The organism is Plantibacter sp. T3, from assembly GCF_902506515.1.
GTDB lineage: Bacteria > Actinomycetota > Actinomycetes > Actinomycetales > Microbacteriaceae > Plantibacter > Plantibacter auratus.
Map to the genome: position 1 here is coordinate 1,584,985 of NZ_LR733286.1, position 19,430 is coordinate 1,604,414.

Below are 19,430 nucleotides of genomic sequence, written 5' to 3' on the forward strand. Positions count from 1 at the left end.
CGGGGCCCGTGACTAGCGTTTGGTGACAGTTCGCGGGCTGGTGGAGGGGGTGGCGGTGGCTGCGGCGATGGCGTCGGCGGCTCGGACGAGGGTGAGGTGCGAGAGCGCCTGCGGGGTGTTGCCGACCTGCCGCGCCTGCTGCACGTCGTACTCCTCGGACAGCAGGCCCAGGTCGTTGCGGAAGGACAGCAGCCGGTCCATCAGCTCGCGGGCGTCGTCGAGTCGGCCCGAGGCCGCGTACTGCTGCACGAGCCAGAACGAGCACGCGAGGAACGGGTGCTCGTCGCCCGGCAGACCGTCGACCCCGCTCGTCGTGCGATAGCGCAGGAGCAGACCGTCCTGGAGGAGGTCCTCCTCGATCGCGGCCACCGTCGCGAGCATGCGCGGGTCGTCGGGCGCCACGTAGCCGATCTGCGCGAGGACGAGCAGCGACGCGTCGACCTCGGTCGTCCCGGCGTGCTGGACGTAGCACCCGCGTGCGTGGTCGACGTTCTCGCGCTCGATCGTCTCGCGGAGAGTCTCGCGCAGGGCCTCCCAACGTTCGACGGGCCCGTCCATGCCGTGCTCGCGAACCGCTCGGACGCCGCGGTCGAGCGCCGCCCAGATCATGGCGCGCGAGTGGGTGAAGTGCTGCTCGTCGCCCCGCACCTCCCAGATGCCGCGGTCGGGGCGGTTCCAGTGCTCCTCGAGGACGCCGAGCAGCGCGCGCTGGAGGCTCCACGAGAAGTCGTCGTCCGCGAGACCGACCGAGCGCGCCTCGTCGAGGGCGATCATCACAGACCCGAAGACGTCGCCCTGGTACTGCGTGTAGGCGCCGTTGCCGACGCGCACGGGGGCGGCACCGAGGTAGCCGGGCAGGCTGTCGAGCTCCTCCTCCACGAGGTGGCGTTCGCCGGCGAGGCCGTACATGATCTGCAGGTCGTTCGGGTCACCGGCTATCGCCCGGAGGAGCCACCTGCGCCAGTCGTGCGCCTCCTCGGTGAAGCCGTGCTGCATGAGGGCTTCGAGGGTCAGCGAGGCGTCGCGCAACCAGACGTAGCGGTAGTCCCAGTTCCGGACGCCCCCGAACGACTCCGGCAGGCTCGTGGTCGCGGCGGCGACGATGCCCCCGGTGTCCTCGTGCGTGAGGGCGCGGAGGACGAGTAGCGACCGCACGACCGCCTCCTCGTACTCGTCGGCGGGATCGCAGCGGGACGCCCAGTCGCGCCACCAGGCGATCGTGTGGTCGATGCGCGGGCCGACGTCGACCGGGTCCGGCACCTCGCGGTGCGAGGGGTACCAGGTGAGGGTGAGGTCGACGGTGTCGCCCGCGGAGACCTCGACGGTCGCCGAGTGGGCGTGGTCGGATGCCGTCAGGTGCACGCCGCGGACCACGACGGCGTCGGGGCCGGCGACCGCGACGATCCCGGATCCGTCCGGGAGCTGCCGCACCCACGGGATCGCGTCGGCGTACCCGAAGCGGAGGCGAACCTCGACGTCGACCGCGACGGTGCCGCTGAGCCCCTCGACCCGGCGGACCACATCCGCCCGGCGGTCGCCGTGGGGCATGAGGTCGGTCACGCGCACCTGCCCGTCGGGAGTCGTCCAGACGGTCTCGAGGACGAAAGTGTCGTCGAGGTAGGCGCGGCTCGCCGTCGCCCGAGCGTCGGCGGGCCGGACCGTCCAGCAGCCGTGGTCCTCGGTGCCGAGCAGCGCACCGAACATCGACGGCGAGTCGAACCGGGGGAGGCACAGCCAGTCGATGCTGCCCTCCGACGACACGAGCGCGGCGGTGTGGCAATCACCGATGAGGGCGTAATCCTCGATGGGGCTGGGCATGCACCCATGCTGCCACGCCGCCGCGCGCCTGCCTGGGAGCGATGCTCCGTGACTTCTCAGGGTGGATCGGGTAACGTAGGTGAGTCGGCTCTAGACACCGCGTTTGTACCGCGGAGGGTTATGTCAGTCTGGTGGGCCGGTTTCGTCGGAGAGAACTCCGCGAACACACACATGATGTGGACGGCCCCGGCCAGTGATCGCCCGGGTATGAGCATGCCGCAGCGCAGCCGAGATTTCGGATGGCGCTGTGTGAGTCATGCAGGTTGTTCATGCGAACGAGTTATAACCCGGAAAGCATTTCTCCATGCCCAAGAACAACACCCCCGCCGGCAAACGCCCGGCCAAGAACTTCGACCCCAAGTCCAAGTACGGCGAGAACAAGCGGCCCTTCGGCTCACGCCCCGGCGCGAAGTCCGGCAGCAAGAGCGAAGGCCACCGCGGCTACCGTCCCGACGCCGGTGGAGCGCCGCAGAAGTCTCGCTGGAACGCAGACGAGCGTGCCGAGCGCGCCGCCCGCTTCGAGTCGGAGGAGCGCGGCGACCGCGCACCCCGCGGCGACCGCAACGAGCGTCCCGCGTACAACCGTGGTGGCGACCGCAACGAGCGTCCCGCGCACAACCGTGGTGGCGACCGCAATGAGCGTCCTGCGTACAACCGTGGTGAGCGGACTGAGCGTCCTTCGTACGGCGACCGCAACGAGCGTCCTGCGTACAACCGTGGTGGCGACCGGAATGAGCGTCCCGCGTACAACCGTGGTGAGCGGTCCGAGCGTCCTTCGTACGGTGACCGCAATGAGCGCCCGTCGTACAACCGCGGCGAGCGGACCGAGCGTCCCTCCTACGGTGACCGGAACGAGCGTCCTGCCTACAACCGTGGTGAGCGGTCCGAGCGTCCCTCGTACGGCGACCGGAACGACCGCCCGGCCTCGAACCGTGGTGGCGACCGCAACGAGCGTCCTGCGTACAACCGGGGTGAGCGGTCCGAGCGTCCCTCGTACGGCGACCGGAACGACCGCCCGGCCTCGAACCGTGGTGGCGACCGCACCGAGCGTCCTGCGTACAACCGGGGTGAGCGCACGGAGCGTCCCTCGTACGGCGACCGGAACGACCGTCCCGCGTACAACCGTGGTGGCGACCGCAACGAGCGTCCGGCCTACAACCGGGGTGAGCGCACGGAGCGTCCCTCGTACGGTGACCGCACCGAGCGTCCCGCGTACAACCGTGGCGAGCGGACCGAGCGTCCGTCCTACGGTGACCGCCCGGCCCGTCAGGGTGACCCGCGTCAGGCGAACCGCACCGACCGCCCCGCGCGTTCGTACGACGACCGTCCCAAGCGTTCCTTCGAGGACCGCCCCGCGCGTTCGTACGACGACCGCCCCAAGCGGTCCTTCGACGACCGCCCGAAGCGCTCGTTCGACGACCGCGGCGCGTCCGACGCCGGCCGTGGCAGCGACTACTACCCGAAGCGCGACGCCGGCTCCTACACGCCCCAGGACGACGTGGTGCTCGAGCGCCTCGAGGCCGACGCGATCCAGGCCGGCGACGTCGAGGGTGTGACCTTCGAGAGCCTCGGCCTCGGCGGCAACATCGTCCGTGCCCTCGCCGAGCTCGGCGCCGACAGCCCGTTCCCGATCCAGGCGGCGACCATCCCGGACGTCATCGCGGGCCGCGACGTACTCGGCCGTGGCCGCACCGGCTCCGGGAAGACCATCGCCTTCGGTGCGCCGCTCGTCGAGAAGCTCATGGAGAACGGTGGCGGCAAGAACCGCAAGCCGGGTCGCAAGCCCCGCGCCCTCATCCTCGCCCCGACGCGTGAGCTCGCCCTGCAGATCGACCGCACCGTGCAGCCCATCGCGCGCGCCGTCGGCCTCTTCACCACGCAGATCTACGGCGGTGTCCCGCAGGGTCGCCAGGTCGGCGCACTGCAGCGCGGCGTCGACATCATCGTCGGTACGCCCGGTCGCATCGAGGACCTCATCGAGCAGGGTCGCCTCGACCTCTCGCAGGTCACGGTGACCGTCCTCGACGAGGCCGACCACATGTGCGACCTCGGCTTCCTCGAGCCCGTGCAGCGCATCCTGCGTCGCACCGCGCCCGACGGCCAGAAGCTCCTCTTCTCCGCCACCCTGGACAAGGGTGTCGCAGCCCTCGTCAACGAGTTCCTCCCGAACCCGTCGGTGCACGAGGTCGCCGGTGAGGACCAGGCGTCCTCCACGATCGACCACCGCGTGCTGGTGGTGGAGCACAAGGGCAAGGACCGCCTCATCGAGGAGCTCGTCAACCGCACCGAGAAGACCCTCGTGTTCGCCCGCACCCGGGCGTACGCCGAGCGTCTCGCGGAGCAGCTCGGCATGGCGGGTATCCCCGCCGTCTCGCTCCACGGCGACCTCAACCAGGCGCGCCGCACGCGCAACCTGGAGAAGCTCACCTCGGGTCGGGTCAACGTGCTCGTCGCCACCGACGTCGCCGCCCGCGGCATCCACGTCGACGACATCACGCTCGTCGTGCAGGCCGACGCCCCGGACGAGTACAAGACGTACCTGCACCGTGCCGGCCGCACCGGCCGTGCCGGCAAGATCGGTCGCGTCGTCACGATCATCCCCAAGGCCCGTCGCCGCCGGATGACCGAACTGCTCGACCGCGCTGAGATCGAGGCCGCGTTCGACGACGCCGCCCCCGGCGACCAGCTCGTCGAGGACATCGCCACCGCGTAGTCCGCACCGCATCAGGAACGCCCGCCGAGCTCACGCGCGGCGGGCGTTCTCGCGTGTCAGGGGGTGAGGGCCGCCCGCTCGTCGTCGCGCGGCGCGAGGACGACGGCGTCGTCGACCCCGTCGAAGGTCCGGACCGGACGGGTGGCGTCCCAACGCTGCCAGCCCGGGTCGCCCGCCTTCGCGAACGCGACCCAGGCGTCGTGCATCGCGGTCGCGAGCGACTGCGGGGCCGAGGGGCCGGCCATCCGGACGGCCTCCGGGGAGTCGAGGTGGTCGAAGACGAAGCCGATCTCCATCGCGTGGGCGGCTCCGAGGGCACCGTGCCCGTCCTCGCCGACGGGGCTCCGCCAAGCGAACTCATACACCCACGTGTCCGCACCCGCGGTTGCACGCGCGTCGGCGACCCGGTTGAGTGGCACGCGCAACAGGACGTCCGTCGCCATCGCGCCGAGGATCTCCCCGGTCGAGGCCCTCGGACGGTTCCGTCGGAAGGTGCGGACCGTCGCCGCGGGGATCCCGAGCTTGAGGCGTGCGGCGAGCAGATGGATGCGTTTGATCGTCGGGAGGAGTCCCGTCGGAACGAACCACAGTCGGTACTCCTCCGTCGTGCTGCCGATGAGGATGGGGATGCCGGCCGCCCGTCCGGCGAGCAACGCGTCGAACGGACTGTCCGGTACGAGTGGTGCGGCCGTCGCGACCGCGAAGCCGGCGCCGCCGTTCAGCGGGTTGCCGCCCGCCATGGCCCGCTCCTGCGCGGCCACGAGCCCCTCCGGTGGAACACGTCGGAAGCCTGCTCGGGTGGTGGGGACCCCCAGATCCTTCGCCATGAGCTTCGAGATGCGGCCCGCCCGCTCGCGCGTCTGCGCCTCCAGTGGCCCGCTCTGGATGATCGCCCGGCGCATCACGGCTGGAGCGTCCGGGTGGGTGAGGAGCGTCGCCACCGAGGCGCCGCCCGCGGACTCGCCGAACACGGTGACGTTGTCGGGGTCGCCGCCGAACCGGGCGATCTCGTCCTGGACCCAGGTCAGGGCCGCCAGTTGGTCGGCGATGCCGAGGTTCAGCGGGACGTCGTCGAGCACCGAGAACCCCTCGGAACCGAGACGGTAGTTGACGGAGACGAGGACGACGCCGTCGCGAGCGAATGCGGTGCCGTCGTAGGCGTCGAGCGCGTTGGAGCCGTGGACGAACGAGCCTCCGTGGATCCAGACCATCACCGGGCGCAGGGCGGTCGACGGCTCGGTCGGTGTCCACACGTTGACGTTGAGGATCTCGTTCCCCGGCACGGTCACCGTGGAGAGGAGGTCGCCGACCGCGCCGGCATACGGGGCCTGCGGGGCGGTGGCGCCGGGCCGGGTCGCGTCCCGCGGCTCGTCCCAGGGTTCGACCGGCTGGGGGAGGCGGAACCGGTCGTCGCCGAACGGCGCCGCCGCATACGGGATGCCGAGGAAATTTGAGACACCGTCTGCGCTGCGTCCGGTGACCGGGCCGCTGCCGGTGTCGACGGTGATCGGCGTGGGCTGGTCGTCCGACCGGGTGTCGTCGGCGGCCGGTTCCAGCCCAGGGTCGATGCTCATACGCGTCCGTTCGTCGATGCTCGGGTGACCAACTGTATCGACGGCGGTCGTACGCGTGCCTGTGCATCGGACGGGAGACGGGTGCGGAAGACTGGAACGATGCAGATCCGTCCGTTCACCCCAGCCGACACCGACGCCGTCATCGCCCTGTGGAGCATCGTCGGTCTCACCCGACCGTGGAACGATCCGGCGAAGGACATCGAGCGCAAGTTGACGACGCAGCCCGAGCTGTTCCTCGTCGGGGCGGATGCCGACGGTGCCGTCGTCGGCACCGCGATGGTGGGGTACGACGGCCACCGCGGATGGGTGCACTACCTGGCCGTGTCACCGGCGCAGCAGGGTGGTGGACTCGGTCGGGAGCTCATGGCCGAGGCCGAGCGCCTGCTCATCGGACTCGGGTGCCCGAAGATCAACCTCATGGTCCGGACGGGCAACGACCGGGTGATCGGGTTCTACGAGGCGCTCGGGTACGGCACCGACGAGGTCGCGCTGCTCAGCAAGCGGCTCATCCCCGACGCCTGACGCTCTCGGTCAGAACAGGGTCGGCTGGACCTGCAGGCCGGTCGTGACGAACTCAGGGGCCCGCTTGCGCAGCTCGGCCCGCTCGCCGTACCCGTCGCGCAGCATGCCGAGCGCCGACGAGCGGACACCCCCGGTGGCGGGGTCTTCGGTGCCGCGCTCGAGCCCGTGCTCGCGGATCATCGGGCGGATGCGCGCCGCCAGCCACTTCCGGTACTCCTTCGGGGCGTAGGCGCCGTCGGCGTACATCGAGGTGTAGCGGTCGACGAGCTCGGGGTGCTCCCGCGACAGCCACTGCATGAACCAGGGTTTGACGCCGGCCTTCAGGTACAGGGTCGAGAAGAGGACGGTGCTCGCGCCGGCCTCGCGGATGCGCGACAGGGCGAGGTCGAGGTGGTCGACGGTGTCGGTCAGGTAGGGGAGGATCGGCATCATGAAGACCCCGACGTCGAAGCCGAGGTCGGCAGCCGCGCGGACGGTCGCGAGTCTGGCCGCCGCCGTCGGGGTGCCGGGTTCGATCGACTGCTGGAGCTCGTCGTCGTAGATGGCGATCGACATCGCGAGGTCGACCGGTACGCGCTGAGCGACCTCGGCCAGGAGGGGCAGGTCGCGCCGAAGCAGCGTGCCCTTCGTCAGGATCGAGAACGGTGTTCCCGAGTCGGCGAGGGCCTTGATGATCCCCGGCATGAGCCGGTACTTGCCCTCGGCGCGCTGGTACGGGTCGGTGTTCGTGCCGAGTGCCACCGGGTGCCTGCCCCAGCTCGCCTTCGCGAGCTCCTTCTCGAGGACCTCGGCGACGTTCACCTTGACGATGAGCTGCGAGTCGAAGTCCTTCCCGGCATCGAGGTCCAGGTACGAATGCGTCGGTCGGGCGAAGCAGTACACGCAGGCATGGGAGCAGCCCCGATAGGGGTTGATGGTCCACCCGAACGGCATCACGGACTGGCCGGGCACGCGGTTGAGTGCGGACTTCGCGAGCACCTCGTGGAAGGTGATCCCGGCGAACTCGGGCGTCTGGACGCTGCGCACGAGGTTGTTCAGCTTCGCGAGGCCCGGCAGCGCCGACGTCGTCTCAACCCCGAGTTCCTGTCCGCTCCACCGCATGCCTCCATTAGAACATACGTTCGAGTGCTGCGGGTGACTCCGGACGATCAGTTCCGGATGACGGGACCCGGACCGGCGGTGAGGCTCCACCACAGGAGAGCGGCGCTCACGAGCCAGAAGGCGACCATGAAGCACCAGTCTCGGGTGCGGAACGGGATGCGGGTCCGCTCCGTCCGCTGCGGATGGGCGCCGAACGCGCGGGAGTCCATGGCGAGCGCGACCCGCTCCGCGTGACGGATGGCACCGGCCAGCAGCGGCACGACGGTGCCGGCGGCCCGGCGGACGGCGGCGATCGGTCCGCGACCCTCGGCCATGCCGCGGACCCGGTGGGCGGAACGGATGACCTCCAGCTCGTGCCCGAACCGCGGCACGAACCGGTAGGCGGCGAGCGCCGTGTACCCGATCCGGTAGGGCACGTGCAGCTGCTGGATCATCGCGCGCACGAACTCAGGACCGGTCGAGGTGAGGCCGCCGATGCAGGCGAGGAGGAGGAGGGCCGCGAGTCGCAGTGCCGTTGCGAGGCCGACGAGCAGCGCCCCGAGGAAGAACCGGTAGTCGCCGACCTGGAACAGCAGGACGGACTGGTCGACGCGGCTCGGGTCGGTCCACAGGCCGAAGCTGAACGACATGATCGAGACGAGCAGCGGCAGCGCCACGAAGAGCAGGAGGGCGACCGTCCGCGTGAGTCGGGCCCCGACGAGGATGACCACGACCGCGAGGGCGATGAAGAGCGCCGGCGTGACGGGGTCCCTCGTGAACGCGAGCAGGATCATCACCGGGAGCGGAGCGCCGAGCTTCGCGAGCGGGTTCAACCGGTACAGGAATCGACCGGCCGGTGCCGTGCTCGAGGCGTACGGGTCGATCGTCGTGGCGCTCATCGGGCGGCCGCCCCGGGCAGGTCGTCGAGTCTCGACAGGAGCCGCCAGTCGGGGTGGTTCACCAGCGAGCGCATCGCCTGGGCGAGCGGTGGTGGGCGGAGCCCCGCGCGGCGCAGGAGCTCGTCGTCGCCGAGGACCGCGGCGGTCGTGTCGTGGGCGAGCAGGCGACCGCCGGCCATCACCGCGACGTGACTCGCGTGATCGGCGACGAGCTGGAGGTCGTGGGTCACGACGAGGACCGTGGTGCCCTGCGCGTTGAGTCCGGCGAGGAGGTCCAGGAGCTCGTTCGCCCGCGCCCGGTCCTGACCGAAGGTCGGTTCGTCGAGCGCGAGCACCGGAGCTCCGGCGATGAGGGCGCTCCCGACGGACAGCCGTCGCTTCTGGCCGCCGGACAGCAGGAACGGGTGCACGTCGCGTGCGGATTCCAGGCCGAACCGCCGCAGCAGGTCGTCGACGCGCCGCTCGATCTCGGCGTCGTCGACGCCCCGGATCCGCAGGCCGTGCGCGAGTTCGTCGTGGACGGTGTGAGCGATGAACTGGTGCTCGGGGTTCTGGAAGACGAAGCCGATGTGTGCCGCGATCGTCCGGACGTCGCTGCGCCCCGGGTCGATCCCGCCGACGTCGATGCGGCCGCGGGGAGGCCGGACCACCCCGGCGATCGCCTGGAGCAGCGTCGTCTTGCCGGCACCGTTCGTCCCGATCACCGCGAGGAAGTCGCCCGTCCCGACCTCGAGGCTCACCTCGTGGAGGATCGGGGTGCGCCGGCGGCCGCGACCGCGTTCGACGCTGAGCCGGTCGACGCGGACCGCCACCGACCGCTCTGCGGTGACCGGGGCGACGGGTGCTGTCGGCGGCGTCGGCAGTGCGGTCGCGTCGAGTGCGGCGGTCAGCTCGGCGGGTGTCAGGGGGAGGTCCGGCAACGCGACACTGGCCGACCGCAGTCGCAGGGCCGCGAGCGTCGCGACCGGGAGCCAGACACCCATCGCGAGGAGTTCGTCGAGGTGTCCGAGCAGGACGTCGCGGGTCGGGCCGTCGAAGGCGAGCCGCCCGTCGCGATCGAGGACGACGACCCGGTCGACGAGGTCGATGGCGGCGTCGAGGTTGTGCTCGACGAGCAGGATCGCGTGCCGCTTCCCGACGCCGTCGGGTCCGGAGACGAGTGAACGGAGGGCGGCGTAGACCTCCTCGATCCCGACCGGATCGAGGTTCGCCGTCGGCTCGTCGAGGACGAGGAGGTCGCTCCCCATGGCCAGGGCGCAGGCGATCGCGAGTCGCTGTCGGCCTCCGCCTGAGAGTCGGTCGGGGTTCTCAGCCCGGCGCTCCCAGAGCCCGACCTGCCGGAGCGCGCGCTCGGCGCGGGACAGCACCTCCTCGACGGGGAGCAGGAGGTTCTCCGGGCCGAAGCACACCTCGTCGAGGACCGTTCCGGTGACGATCTGCGCGTCGGGGTCCTGGAACACCATCGCCACGTGCTCGCTCAACTGCGCGACCGTCGAGGTGGCCGTGTCGAGCCCGCCGGTGACCACAGCACCCTCGAACTCGGCCGGGACGGCGTGGGGGACGAGGCCGTTGAGGGCCAGCGCGAGCGTCGACTTCCCCGAGCCGCTCGGCCCGAGCAGGAGGACAACCTCACCGGGTGCGACCTGGAACGACACGTCGTCCGGGGTCCACTCCTCACGCTCGTCGTGGCGGATGCGCACCCGCCGGACGACGGTGGCGGGGTGCGTCGGCGGTACGGGGTCCACTCAGGCCCGCGTGCCGGCCGAGCCGCGGTCGCGCTGCAGGGGTTTCGCGATGGACCGCCCCACACCGGCTCTCGCGAGGGCTGCTGCGACCGCCCGCCCGAGCGCGGTGAAGGCGATCGGGCTGAGGACGAAGAGCGCGATGTAGACCGTCTGGGCGAGGGGTGCGAAATGCTCGATCCCGAGGACGACGAGCACGGAGCCGCCGAAGACGAGTCCGGCGATGCCCGCTGCCAGGTAGAAGACCCAGGCCCTCCAGACGCGGTAACGCGACACGGCGAAGGGGATCTCCTGCAGGAGCCCGATCGCGAGGCCGGTGCCGAAGTACCGGAAGAACCACTGCGGGCTGAACGCCGCTGAGACGAGGCCGGCGGTGAGCCCGGTCATGAGGGCCACGCCACCACGTCGGAGGAGCGCCTGCGAGACGACGCCCGGCAGGAAGTACACGCCGATGATGAGGCCGTAGAGCACGGGGGCGGTCGCGGAGATCGTGCCGCCGACATACCCGGAGACGACGAAGACGAGGCCGCCGCCGACGCCGATGGCGGCGCAGGTCAGCAGCAGTCGCGTACTCAGACGTTGCATGAGCCCACCTTCACGAGCAGCCGATCTCCTGAGGACAGCCTATCCTTTATCAGCCCGTCGAGATGCCGACCGACACCGCTCGGAACGGGGTCCCGAGCGCCCCGTCCGGGCGATCAGATCGAGCGTCGGCGCGGGGTCAGACGGACGTTCGGCAAGGGCGGCGCAGGGATGCGGTCCGTGCCGTGGCCGGCGACCGACCCGAAGCGCGGCGACCCCGCCTCCCAGTCCTCCCGGGCGGACTCGATGTCCTCATGGCTGCGACCGACGAAGTTCCACCACATGACCAGCTCCTCCGGGAACGGCGTCCCTCCGAGGAGCACGAAGCGGGCACCGGTCGCGCTCCGGAGCTCGAGGCGATCGCACCCGGGCGCCAGGTAGAGCAACGGGCCGGAGCCGAGTTCGACGCCGCCGACCTCGAGTACCCCGTCGATCACGAGGACGCCGTGCTCGAAGGACGGATCCACCGGCACCTCGACGACGGTGTCGGCCTCAAGTGTCACGTCGGCACCGAGCAGGGGCGAATGGACGGTCGCGGTCGACGTCACCCCGCCCAGGGTGCCGACGAGGACGGTCGCCTCCAAGCCCGGAGCGCGGTGGACGGGCAGGTCCGTGTGCTGCTCGAACGCCGCCGGCACCGAGGCGGCGGTCTCCGGCAGCGCCACCCACAGCTGGAGGCCGTGCATGGCGGCCGCCTCCTCGCCCACCGAGAACTCGGAGTGCGACACGCCCCGACCGCTCGTCATGAGGTTGAGCTCGCCCGGGCGGACGACCACGTCGCTGCCCACGCTGTCGCGGTGGCGGATGTCGCCGACGAGCGGCCAGGTCACGGTCTGCAGGCCGGTGTGCGGATGCGGCAGGACGCGCATCAGCGACCGGTCCTCGTCGAAGCGGTCGAGGAAGCACCAGGCGCCGATCATCGGCAGCTCGCGCTGCGGGAGGGTGCGATGGACGCTCAAGCCGCGGACGCCGCCGAGGGGGACCTCGCGGGCCTCGAGGAGTCTCGTTCCGGATCCGTCGGGTGCGTGGCAGACGCTGGGGACCGGGTCGGCGTCGAGTCTCGTCATGAGCGCCTCCTTATCACGGACAACGCTACTCCCGCTCGGCCTGACCTCGGCCCGCACCGACGTGGTTGACTGGGCGCGGGGCCCGTCCGGCTCCGCCGCTGCCGAGATTGGGGATCCCATGGGCCTGTTCGACAAGCATGAGGACGCACCGGAGCCGCTCGCCCGGGGACTCTGGCACGACCGCATCGGCACGTTCGCGACCCGGAGCATCCAGACGCTGGCCATCGTCGCGGTCGCCGCGCTGATCGTCTTCGCGCTGACCCAGCTCTCCCTCGTGATGATCCCCGTCGTCATCGCACTCATCCTCGCCTCGGCGATCTACCCGCTCATGCGGTGGATGCGGTCGAAGGGGCTCCCCTCGATCCTCGCCACCTGGATCGCCCTCGTCTCGATCCTCGTCGTCCTCGGCGGCATCGGATGGCTCATCGTCTGGGCCGTTCGCAGCCAGTGGGACGACCTCGTCGACTCCGCCTCGAAGGGCTTCGGGCAGCTGCAGGACTGGCTCGGCACCCTGCCGTTCGACATCGACGAGAAGCAGATCGAGGACGCCAAGCAGACCGCGGTCGACTTCCTCACCTCGAGCCAGTTCGGCAGCGGGGCGCTCGCTGGTGTCTCCGCGACGGCGAGCTTCCTCACCGGCCTGGTGCTCATGGTCGTCGTCCTGTTCTTCTTCCTCAAGGACGGGCCGCGGCTCTGGGAGTTCCTGCTCCGCCCCTTCACCGGAACCGCGTACGACCGTGCCAAGCGCATCGGCGGCAAGACGGTGGACACCCTCGGCGGGTACGTGCGCGGCACCGCGACGATCGCGGCCGTCGACGCGATCGGCATCGGCATCGGCCTCGCGATCATCGGGGTCCCGCTCGCCCTGCCGCTCAGCGTCATCGTGTTCCTGACCGCCTTCATCCCGATCGTCGGTGCGACCGCCGCCGGCGTCCTCGCGGCCCTCGTCGCGCTCGTCGCCAACGGTCCGGGCGCCGCCCTCATCGTCGTCGGCATCGTCGTGCTCGTGAACCAGCTCGAGGGCAACTTCCTCCAGCCCGTCGTCATGGCACGCTCGCTCAAGCTGCACGCCCTCGTCGTCCTCCTCGCCCTGACCGCCGGCACCATCCTCGGCGGCATCGTCGGCGCGGTCCTCGCCGTCCCGATCGCGGCGGTCGCCTGGGGCATCATCGGCGTCTGGAACGGTCCGGACCAGCCGGCCGAGCCCATGCGGCAGAAGCGACCCGAGTCCGTCTGAGGGAGCCCGTCAGGATCGTGGGTCCGCCCGCCGGATAGCATGTGATCGTGGACCCCCACGATCTCCTCGGCCTCGTCTTCGAGGTCTTCACCTGGATCGGCTTCGGCAGCGCCGTCGTCGTGCTGCTCGTCATGCTCATCGCGCGGGCCGCGGACGGCAGCTGGGTGGAGACGCACGGGGTCATCGTGGACCTGCCGGAGGACGCGGGCGGCGGGGACGTCGATCGAGGTCCGGGGCGCGAGGTCCGCTGGATGACCGAGGCGGCCGAGCTGTACTCACGACCCGTCACGGATGCGGAGTTCGACGCCCTGCGCGACCCCGAGGAGCCGAACGTCTTCTACGCCCGCCGGGAACCGTCGCGCGCACGCTTCCGCCGGACGGCCGATCACACGAGAGCACTCCGCCTGCTCTTCGGCGTGACCTTCGGCATCGGCGTCGTCTGCTCCATCGCCTCGATCGTGCTGCTGTTCGTCGCCGACACCGGGGCCTGAGCGCCCGCTCCCTGGTGCCTGACCACCCCCTCCCCGGTCCCTGAGCACCCGCTCCCTGGTCCCTGAGCCTGTCGAAGGGCGACGCTCGGGTAGGCTCTGTGCACGAGCGTCGACACCTGGTCCGCTCGCTCTCCCGGAGGCATCGCATGACGGAACGGTGGGCCCGTGTCGCCCGCGGCACCGCCGCAGCCGCGTTCGCCACCTTCGCCGCCGCCCTCTCGCACACGATCGGCGGGGCCGCCGCGCCGTCCGCGTTCGTCCTCCTGGTCGGTGGCACCTTCGCCGTCCTGGTCTGCGTCCTCCTCGCCGGCCGCCGCATCACCGCACTCGGGGTCGTCGCCTCCGTGCTCGTGAGTCAGCTCGGCTACCACGCGCTCTTCACCCTCGTCCCGAGCACCGTCAGCGCCACGGTCGCATCCGGCAGTGCGACCGGCCCCGCCGACTGGCACCGGCACGGGGTCGTCGAACTCGCGACCGGCGGCGTCACCGCGGCGCACACCCACGGCGACACCACGATGTGGGCGGCGCACCTCGTCGCGGCCGTCGCGACCATCGCAGCCATCCTGTTCGCGGAACGCGCGACGCTCGCAGCGCTCGCCGCGCTGACCGTCCGGATCCTCGCCCGCCGTGCGGCACCGACGCACCTCGTCCCCGCGCCCCGTCGGGTGCGCTGGGTCCGGGTCAACCGTCGTCCGCGCAACCTCGGGGTGGTCCTGCTCCACCTGCGACACCGCGGTCCGCCGGCTCTCGCCGCCGCCTGACCGACGCACCACCCTCCGACCGGGACGGGTGCCGTGCGGGGCCGGGTCGGCCGCAGCGCAGCAGCACCCTTCGGCGCGCCATCCGGCGTGACCATCCCCTTTCCGCACGCTCGACGCCGTGCGGATCAGTCGACAGGACGATCATGAACGCAACCACCCCCCGCCCGACCTTCCGCAAGCCCGCCGTGCTCGGTGCCATCGCCATCGGCGCCGGAGCGCTCCTCGCGGTCGGCGCACCGCTCGCCGCCAGCGCCCACGTCAGCGTCACGCCGACCTCCACGGCCGCCGGCTCCTACACGGTGCTGAGCTTCGCCGTCGGTCACGGCTGCGACGGCTCGCCCACGACGAGCCTCTCCTTCGAGATCCCCGAGGAGATCAACGCCGTGACGCCGACGGTCAACCCGAACTGGACCATCGACAAGCAGATGGCCCCGCTCGCGAAGCCCATCACCGACAGTCACGGTGAGCAGCTCGCCGAGCGCGTCGGCACGGTCGTCTACACGGCCAAGACGCCGCTCGCCGACGGCTACCGCGACACCGTCTCCTTCCAGGTCCAGCTGCCGGCCGACGCCGAGGGCAAGACGCTCGTCTTCCCCGTGACGCAGACGTGCGAGGTCGGTCAGACCGACTGGACCGACGTCGCGAAGGACGGTCAGACCGAGGACGACCTCGAGTCACCGGCGCCGGTCGTGGTCGTGACCGCTGCCGAGGCCGGCGACCACCACGGTGGTGCCGCCATGGACGACGACGGTGACGGCGACCACACCGAGGCCGCTGCCTCGACCGACGCCGGCACCACCGACGTGCTGGGCCGCGTGCTCGGCATCGCCGGTCTCGTCGTCGGTGCCGCCGGCATCGTCATCGCTGCCTCCGCACGCCGCGCAGCGTCCGACGCGAAGCGCCAGGCCTGATGACGGTCTCCCGTCGTCGCCGTCTCGTCGGCACCGCTGCGACCGCGTTCCTCGCGGTCGCGGCGGTGCTCGCCGTGGCCCAGCCGGCCTCAGCGCACAACAGCATCATCTCGACGACGCCGGCCGAGGGCTCGACGATCACCGAACAGCCGGAGCAACTCGTCATCACGACGAACGACAACCTGCTCGACCTCGGGGAAGCCGGCCAGTCCAACCAGATCCAGGTGACCGGTCCCGGCGACGAGCGGCTCTACTACGGCACCGCGTGCGCAGCCGTGAACGGCCCTGCGCTCGTCATGCCGCTGCAGCTCGGTGAAGCGGGTGAGTACACCGTCGTCTGGCAGCTCGTCTCGACCGACGGCCACCCGCTGTCGGGCAGCTACACCTTCGAGTGGGCGCCGGCCGAGGGCCAGGAACTCGCCGCGGGGAGTGCGAAGCCCGCGTGCGCGACGAGCGGTGCCTCCACGGTCGAGCCCTCGTCGGAGGCGGGTGGCGTCGAGCCTGAGTCGTCCTCCGGCGGGCTCAGTGGCGATGTGTGGTGGATCGTCGGCGCGATCGGCGTCGTCCTCATCGCCGGCATCGGCGTGCTGCTCGTGACCCGGCGGAAGCCGGAGCCGACCTCGGACGACCAGGGCACGGACACCTCCGCGCCCTGAGCCGCACCCGTTCCGGTCCCTGAGCGACACCCCGTCCGGTCCCTGGGCCGGCACCGCGGTGCGTTCTCTGAGCGCCACCCCGCCCGGTCCCTGAGCTTGTCGAAGGGCAGTCCGGTCGATGGTGTCCTCGGATGGCGAGCTGCTTCGTGGGCACTTCGACAGGCTCAGTGACCGGGGGAGGTCACTCGCTTCGGTCCCTGAGCTTGTCGAAGGGCGGTCCGGTCGATGGTGTCCTCGGATGGCGAGGTGCTTCGTGGGCACTTCGACAGGCTCAGTGACCGGGGGAGGTGACACGCTTCGGTCCCTGAGCTTGTCGAAGGGCGGTCCGGTCGATGGTGTCCTCGGATGGCGAGGTGCTTCGTGGGCACTTCGACAGGCTCAGTGACCGGGGGAGGATCGGGCGAGCGGGTTCCGGTCCCGACACAACGGAACAGCCCCGCCATCCTGGAGAGGATGACGGGGCTGTTCCGTTGTTACCGGTGTAGCGTGCGGGTGAACCCGCGGTCGGCTACTTTGCCGGCGGCATCAGCACCGAGTCGATGAGGTACACGGTCGCGTTGGCGGTCTTGACGCCACCGCAGATGACCTTGGCACCGTTGACGGTGATGTTGTCACCCGAGCCCTCGACCTTGACGGTTCCACCCTCGACGGTGGTCTGCTCACCGTCGATGTCGGACGGAGCGATCTGGCCGGGGATCACGTGGTACGTGAGGATCGAGGTCAGCGTCGCAGCGCCCTCAGGCGTCTTGAGGCTGTCGATCGTCGCGGCGTCGATCTTCTTGAACGCGTCGTCGACCGGGGCGAAGACGGTGAACTCGGAGCCGTTCAGCGTGTCGACGAGGTTGACGTCGGGGTTCAGCTGGCCGGAGACCGCAGCGGTGAGCGTGGTCAGCAGCGGGTTGTTGGACGCGGCGACGGCGACCGGGTCGGCCGACATGCCGGCGACGGAGCCAGCACCGTCCGGGACGGCGTCAGCGTAGGCGGCGCAGCCCGAGCCGACGAGGTCCGCTGCGGGGTCTGCAGCCATCGACTCGGTGGGAGCGGAGCTCGGCTCCATCGAGGAACCGCTGTCGGAGCTGGAGCCGCTGGAACAGGCTGCGAGGCCGAAGGTCGCGACGGCGGCGAGTGCGAGCACTGCCATGTGGTTTCGCTTGATGGTACGCATGTGATTCTCCTTTGATGAGGTTTGGACCGGTTGTCGAGTGCCTCTCAGAACCGGCCCTCGATGACACTTCGGAGCCCCCACGGGGGTGGTTTGGAAAAAGATCCGATCGCGTGTCGGACGGGGTCGCGCATTAAGAGGAGCGAAATTCTTCGGATCCGTTCCTGTGGAGGGGCACCGGGGTGTCAGCTGCTGCGGCTACGATCGACGGATGAGCTGGAGCACCGAACCCGACTGGATCCCGGACGACGCGGACGCTCCCGACGACTTCGACGCCCCACCGCCCGACGACGCGTACCTCGGCGGTGGTGTCGCGTGGGGGAGTGGAGCGGTCGCGTCCGCTCCAGGCGCTCCGCCCGCAGCGGCTCCGGTGGCTGCCCGTGCGGCCGGCCAGAAGTTCGCCACGGCGCAGGAGGCACTCCACACCGTCTTCGGGTACGACGCGTTCCGCGGCGAGCAGCAGCAGATCATCGAGCAGGTCGCCGGTGGCGGCGACGCGGTCGTCCTCATGCCGACGGGTGGGGGCAAGAGCCTCTGCTACCAGATCCCCGCCCTGCTCCGACCGGGCACCGGCATCGTCGTCTCCCCGCTCATCGCGCTCATGCAGGACCAGGTCGACGCACTCCTCGCCGTCGGCGTCCGTGCCGCGTTCCTCAACTCGACGCAGGATCCCGCTGAGCGTTCGCGGGTCGAACAGGCCTACCTCGCCGGCGAGCTCGACCTCCTCTACGTCGCGCCCGAGCGCCTGAGCTCCGAGGCGACCCGGCGGTTCCTCGGCCAGGGCACCATCGCCCTGCTCGCGATCGACGAGGCGCACTGTGTGTCGCAGTGGGGGCACGACTTCCGCCCCGACTACCTCATGCTCGGCGAGCTCGCCGAACGCTGGCCCGACGTCCCGCGCATCGCGCTCACCGCGACCGCCACCGACGCGACGCACCAGGAGATCACGCAGCGGCTCCATCTCGGCGAGGCGAAGCACTTCGTCTCGAGCTTCGACCGCCCGAACATCCAGTACCGGATCGTCGGCAAGAACGAGGTCCGCAAGCAGCTCGTCGCGTTCGTGAAGGAACAGCCGGCCGGCACCGCCGGGATCGTCTACTGCCTCAGCCGCAAGACGGTGGAGCAGACGGCGCAGCTCCTGCGCGACAACGGGGTGGACGCCGTGGCGTACCACGCCGGACTCGACGCCTCCGTTCGAGCGGCTGCGCAGTCACGCTTCCTCCGCGAGGACGGCGTCGTGGTCGTCGCGACCATCGCCTTCGGCATGGGGATCGACAAGCCGGACGTCCGCTTCGTCGCCCACGTCGACCTCCCGAAGAGCGTCGAAGGCTACTACCAGGAGACCGGCCGTGCGGGGCGCGACGGCGAGCCGTCGATCGCCTGGCTCGCCTACGGCCTGCAGGACGTCGTCCAGCAGCGGCGCATGATCGCGGAATCACCGGGCGACCTCGCGCACCAGCGCAACCTCAGCGCCCACCTCGACGCGATGCTGGCCCTCTGCGAGACCGTCGACTGCCGCCGGGTCAACCTGCTGCGCTACTTCGGTCAGCCCTCCACGCCGTGCGGCAACTGCGACACCTGTCTCGAACCCCCGGTCACCTGGGACGGCACCGTGCCGGCGCAGAAACTCCTCTCGACGATCGTGCGCCTGAAGCGCGAGCGCAACCAGTCCTTCGGCGCTGGGCAGATCATCGACATCCTTCGCGGCAAGCGGACCGACCGCGTCGCCCAGCAGCGGCACGACGAACTCGCGACCTTCGGCATCGGCGAGGACCTCAGCGACCAGGAGTGGCGCGGCGTCGTCCGTCAGCTGCTCGCACGCGACCTCCTGGCCACCGTCGGCGAGTACGGCACGCTCGGCCTCACCGACGGGAGCGCCGAGGTGCTCGCAGGGAACCGACCGGTGGCCATGCGTCGCGAGCCGGAACGTGCCGCCCGCTCCTCGTCGAGGTCGTCCTCGCGCTCGTCGAGCGCGAACGCCGAGCTCGAGCCGGCCGCGGCCGAGTTGTTCCAGGCCCTGCGTGCCTGGCGCGCCGGGGTGGCGAAGGAGCAGGGCGTCCCCGCCTACATCGTCTTCGGCGACGCGACGCTGCGCGAGGTCGCGACGGCGAAGCCCGACTCGCTCGGTGCGCTCGACGGCATCAGCGGCATCGGTGCGAAGAAGCTCGACGCCTACGGGCAGGCGCTCATCGAGGTCGTCGCCGCCAACGCCTGA

Annotated in this window: 16 protein-coding genes; 8 read left to right on the forward strand and 8 right to left on the reverse strand. The window is 70.8% G+C overall.

All coding sequences use genetic code 11. From position 1 onward, the window contains the following. Positions 1 to 12 precede the first annotated feature (12 nt). Positions 13 to 1,878, reverse strand: a complete 1,866-nt coding sequence (locus GV015_RS07695; protein ID WP_256377223.1) for a glycoside hydrolase family 15 protein — start codon at positions 1,876 to 1,878, stop codon at positions 13 to 15. 244 nt (positions 1,879 to 2,122) lie between these two features. Here GV015_RS07695 and GV015_RS07700 point away from each other — a divergent pair, with 244 nt between their 5' ends. Further along, a complete protein-coding gene (locus GV015_RS07700) occupies positions 2,123 to 4,531 on the forward strand; it encodes a DEAD/DEAH box helicase (protein WP_159877748.1) in 2,409 nt (802 codons plus the stop codon). Positions 4,532 to 4,587: 56 nt separating this feature from the next. On the opposite strand, the gene GV015_RS07705 is transcribed toward GV015_RS07700, so the two are convergent. Further along, positions 4,588 to 6,105 (reverse strand): carboxylesterase/lipase family protein, encoded by a 1,518-nt coding sequence (locus GV015_RS07705; RefSeq protein ID WP_159877750.1) that lies wholly within the window; start codon positions 6,103 to 6,105, stop codon positions 4,588 to 4,590. Positions 6,106 to 6,204: 99 nt separating this feature from the next. Here GV015_RS07705 and GV015_RS07710 point away from each other — a divergent pair, with 99 nt between their 5' ends. Then, positions 6,205 to 6,627, forward strand: coding sequence for a GNAT family acetyltransferase (locus GV015_RS07710; protein WP_159877752.1), 423 nt, complete (start codon positions 6,205 to 6,207; stop codon positions 6,625 to 6,627). 9 nt (positions 6,628 to 6,636) lie between these two features. Here the strand turns inward: GV015_RS07710 and GV015_RS07715 are convergent, their stop codons facing one another. The 5 genes from GV015_RS07715 to GV015_RS07735 all read right to left on the reverse strand — a co-directional run bounded on the left by GV015_RS07715 (position 6,637) and on the right by GV015_RS07735 (position 11,997). Then, the gene (locus GV015_RS07715) at positions 6,637 to 7,728 is read right to left on the reverse strand and encodes an Rv2578c family radical SAM protein (protein WP_159877754.1); all 1,092 of its coding nucleotides are present in this window, start codon (positions 7,726 to 7,728) and stop codon (positions 6,637 to 6,639) included. A 47-nt stretch (positions 7,729 to 7,775) separates the two neighbouring features. Then, entirely contained in the window at positions 7,776 to 8,606 is an 831-nt protein-coding gene (locus tag GV015_RS07720; RefSeq protein WP_159877756.1) for an energy-coupling factor transporter transmembrane protein EcfT, read from the reverse strand. Continuing rightward, positions 8,603 to 10,351, reverse strand: coding sequence for an ABC transporter ATP-binding protein (locus GV015_RS07725; RefSeq protein WP_159877758.1), 1,749 nt, complete (start codon positions 10,349 to 10,351; stop codon positions 8,603 to 8,605). The genes GV015_RS07720 and GV015_RS07725 overlap by 4 nt, the downstream gene beginning before the upstream one ends. Continuing rightward, positions 10,352 to 10,933 (reverse strand): ECF transporter S component, encoded by a 582-nt coding sequence (locus GV015_RS07730; RefSeq protein ID WP_079705103.1) that lies wholly within the window; start codon positions 10,931 to 10,933, stop codon positions 10,352 to 10,354. Positions 10,934 to 11,046: 113 nt separating this feature from the next. Then, complete coding sequence (locus GV015_RS07735; protein ID WP_159877760.1) at positions 11,047 to 11,997, reverse strand: pirin family protein; 951 nt, start codon at positions 11,995 to 11,997, stop codon at positions 11,047 to 11,049. A gap of 118 nt (positions 11,998 to 12,115) precedes the next feature. On the opposite strand from GV015_RS07735, the gene GV015_RS07740 reads away from it, so the two are divergent. The 5 genes from GV015_RS07740 to GV015_RS07760 all read left to right on the forward strand — a co-directional run bounded on the left by GV015_RS07740 (position 12,116) and on the right by GV015_RS07760 (position 16,053). Beyond that, complete coding sequence (locus tag GV015_RS07740) at positions 12,116 to 13,234, forward strand: AI-2E family transporter (protein WP_159877762.1); 1,119 nt, start codon at positions 12,116 to 12,118, stop codon at positions 13,232 to 13,234. A 47-nt stretch (positions 13,235 to 13,281) separates the two neighbouring features. Next, positions 13,282 to 13,725, forward strand: coding sequence for a DUF3592 domain-containing protein (locus GV015_RS07745; protein ID WP_159877764.1), 444 nt, complete (start codon positions 13,282 to 13,284; stop codon positions 13,723 to 13,725). Between the two features lie 146 nt (positions 13,726 to 13,871). Beyond that, on the forward strand, positions 13,872 to 14,486 hold the full coding sequence (locus tag GV015_RS07750; protein WP_159877765.1) for a hypothetical protein: 615 nt from the start codon (positions 13,872 to 13,874) through the stop codon (positions 14,484 to 14,486). Positions 14,487 to 14,629: 143 nt separating this feature from the next. After that, positions 14,630 to 15,397 (forward strand): YcnI family protein, encoded by a 768-nt coding sequence (locus GV015_RS07755; RefSeq protein ID WP_124768700.1) that lies wholly within the window; start codon positions 14,630 to 14,632, stop codon positions 15,395 to 15,397. Next, complete coding sequence (locus tag GV015_RS07760) at positions 15,397 to 16,053, forward strand: copper resistance CopC family protein (protein WP_159877767.1); 657 nt, start codon at positions 15,397 to 15,399, stop codon at positions 16,051 to 16,053. Before GV015_RS07755 ends, GV015_RS07760 begins: the two co-directional genes overlap by 1 nt. Before the next feature lie 508 nt (positions 16,054 to 16,561). On the opposite strand, the gene GV015_RS07765 is transcribed toward GV015_RS07760, so the two are convergent. Next, positions 16,562 to 17,218 (reverse strand): fasciclin domain-containing protein, encoded by a 657-nt coding sequence (locus GV015_RS07765; protein WP_079705110.1) that lies wholly within the window; start codon positions 17,216 to 17,218, stop codon positions 16,562 to 16,564. Positions 17,219 to 17,426: 208 nt separating this feature from the next. Between GV015_RS07765 and recQ the strand changes: the two genes are divergently transcribed. After that, on the forward strand, positions 17,427 to 19,430 hold the full coding sequence (recQ, locus tag GV015_RS07770; protein WP_159877769.1) for a DNA helicase RecQ: 2,004 nt from the start codon (positions 17,427 to 17,429) through the stop codon (positions 19,428 to 19,430).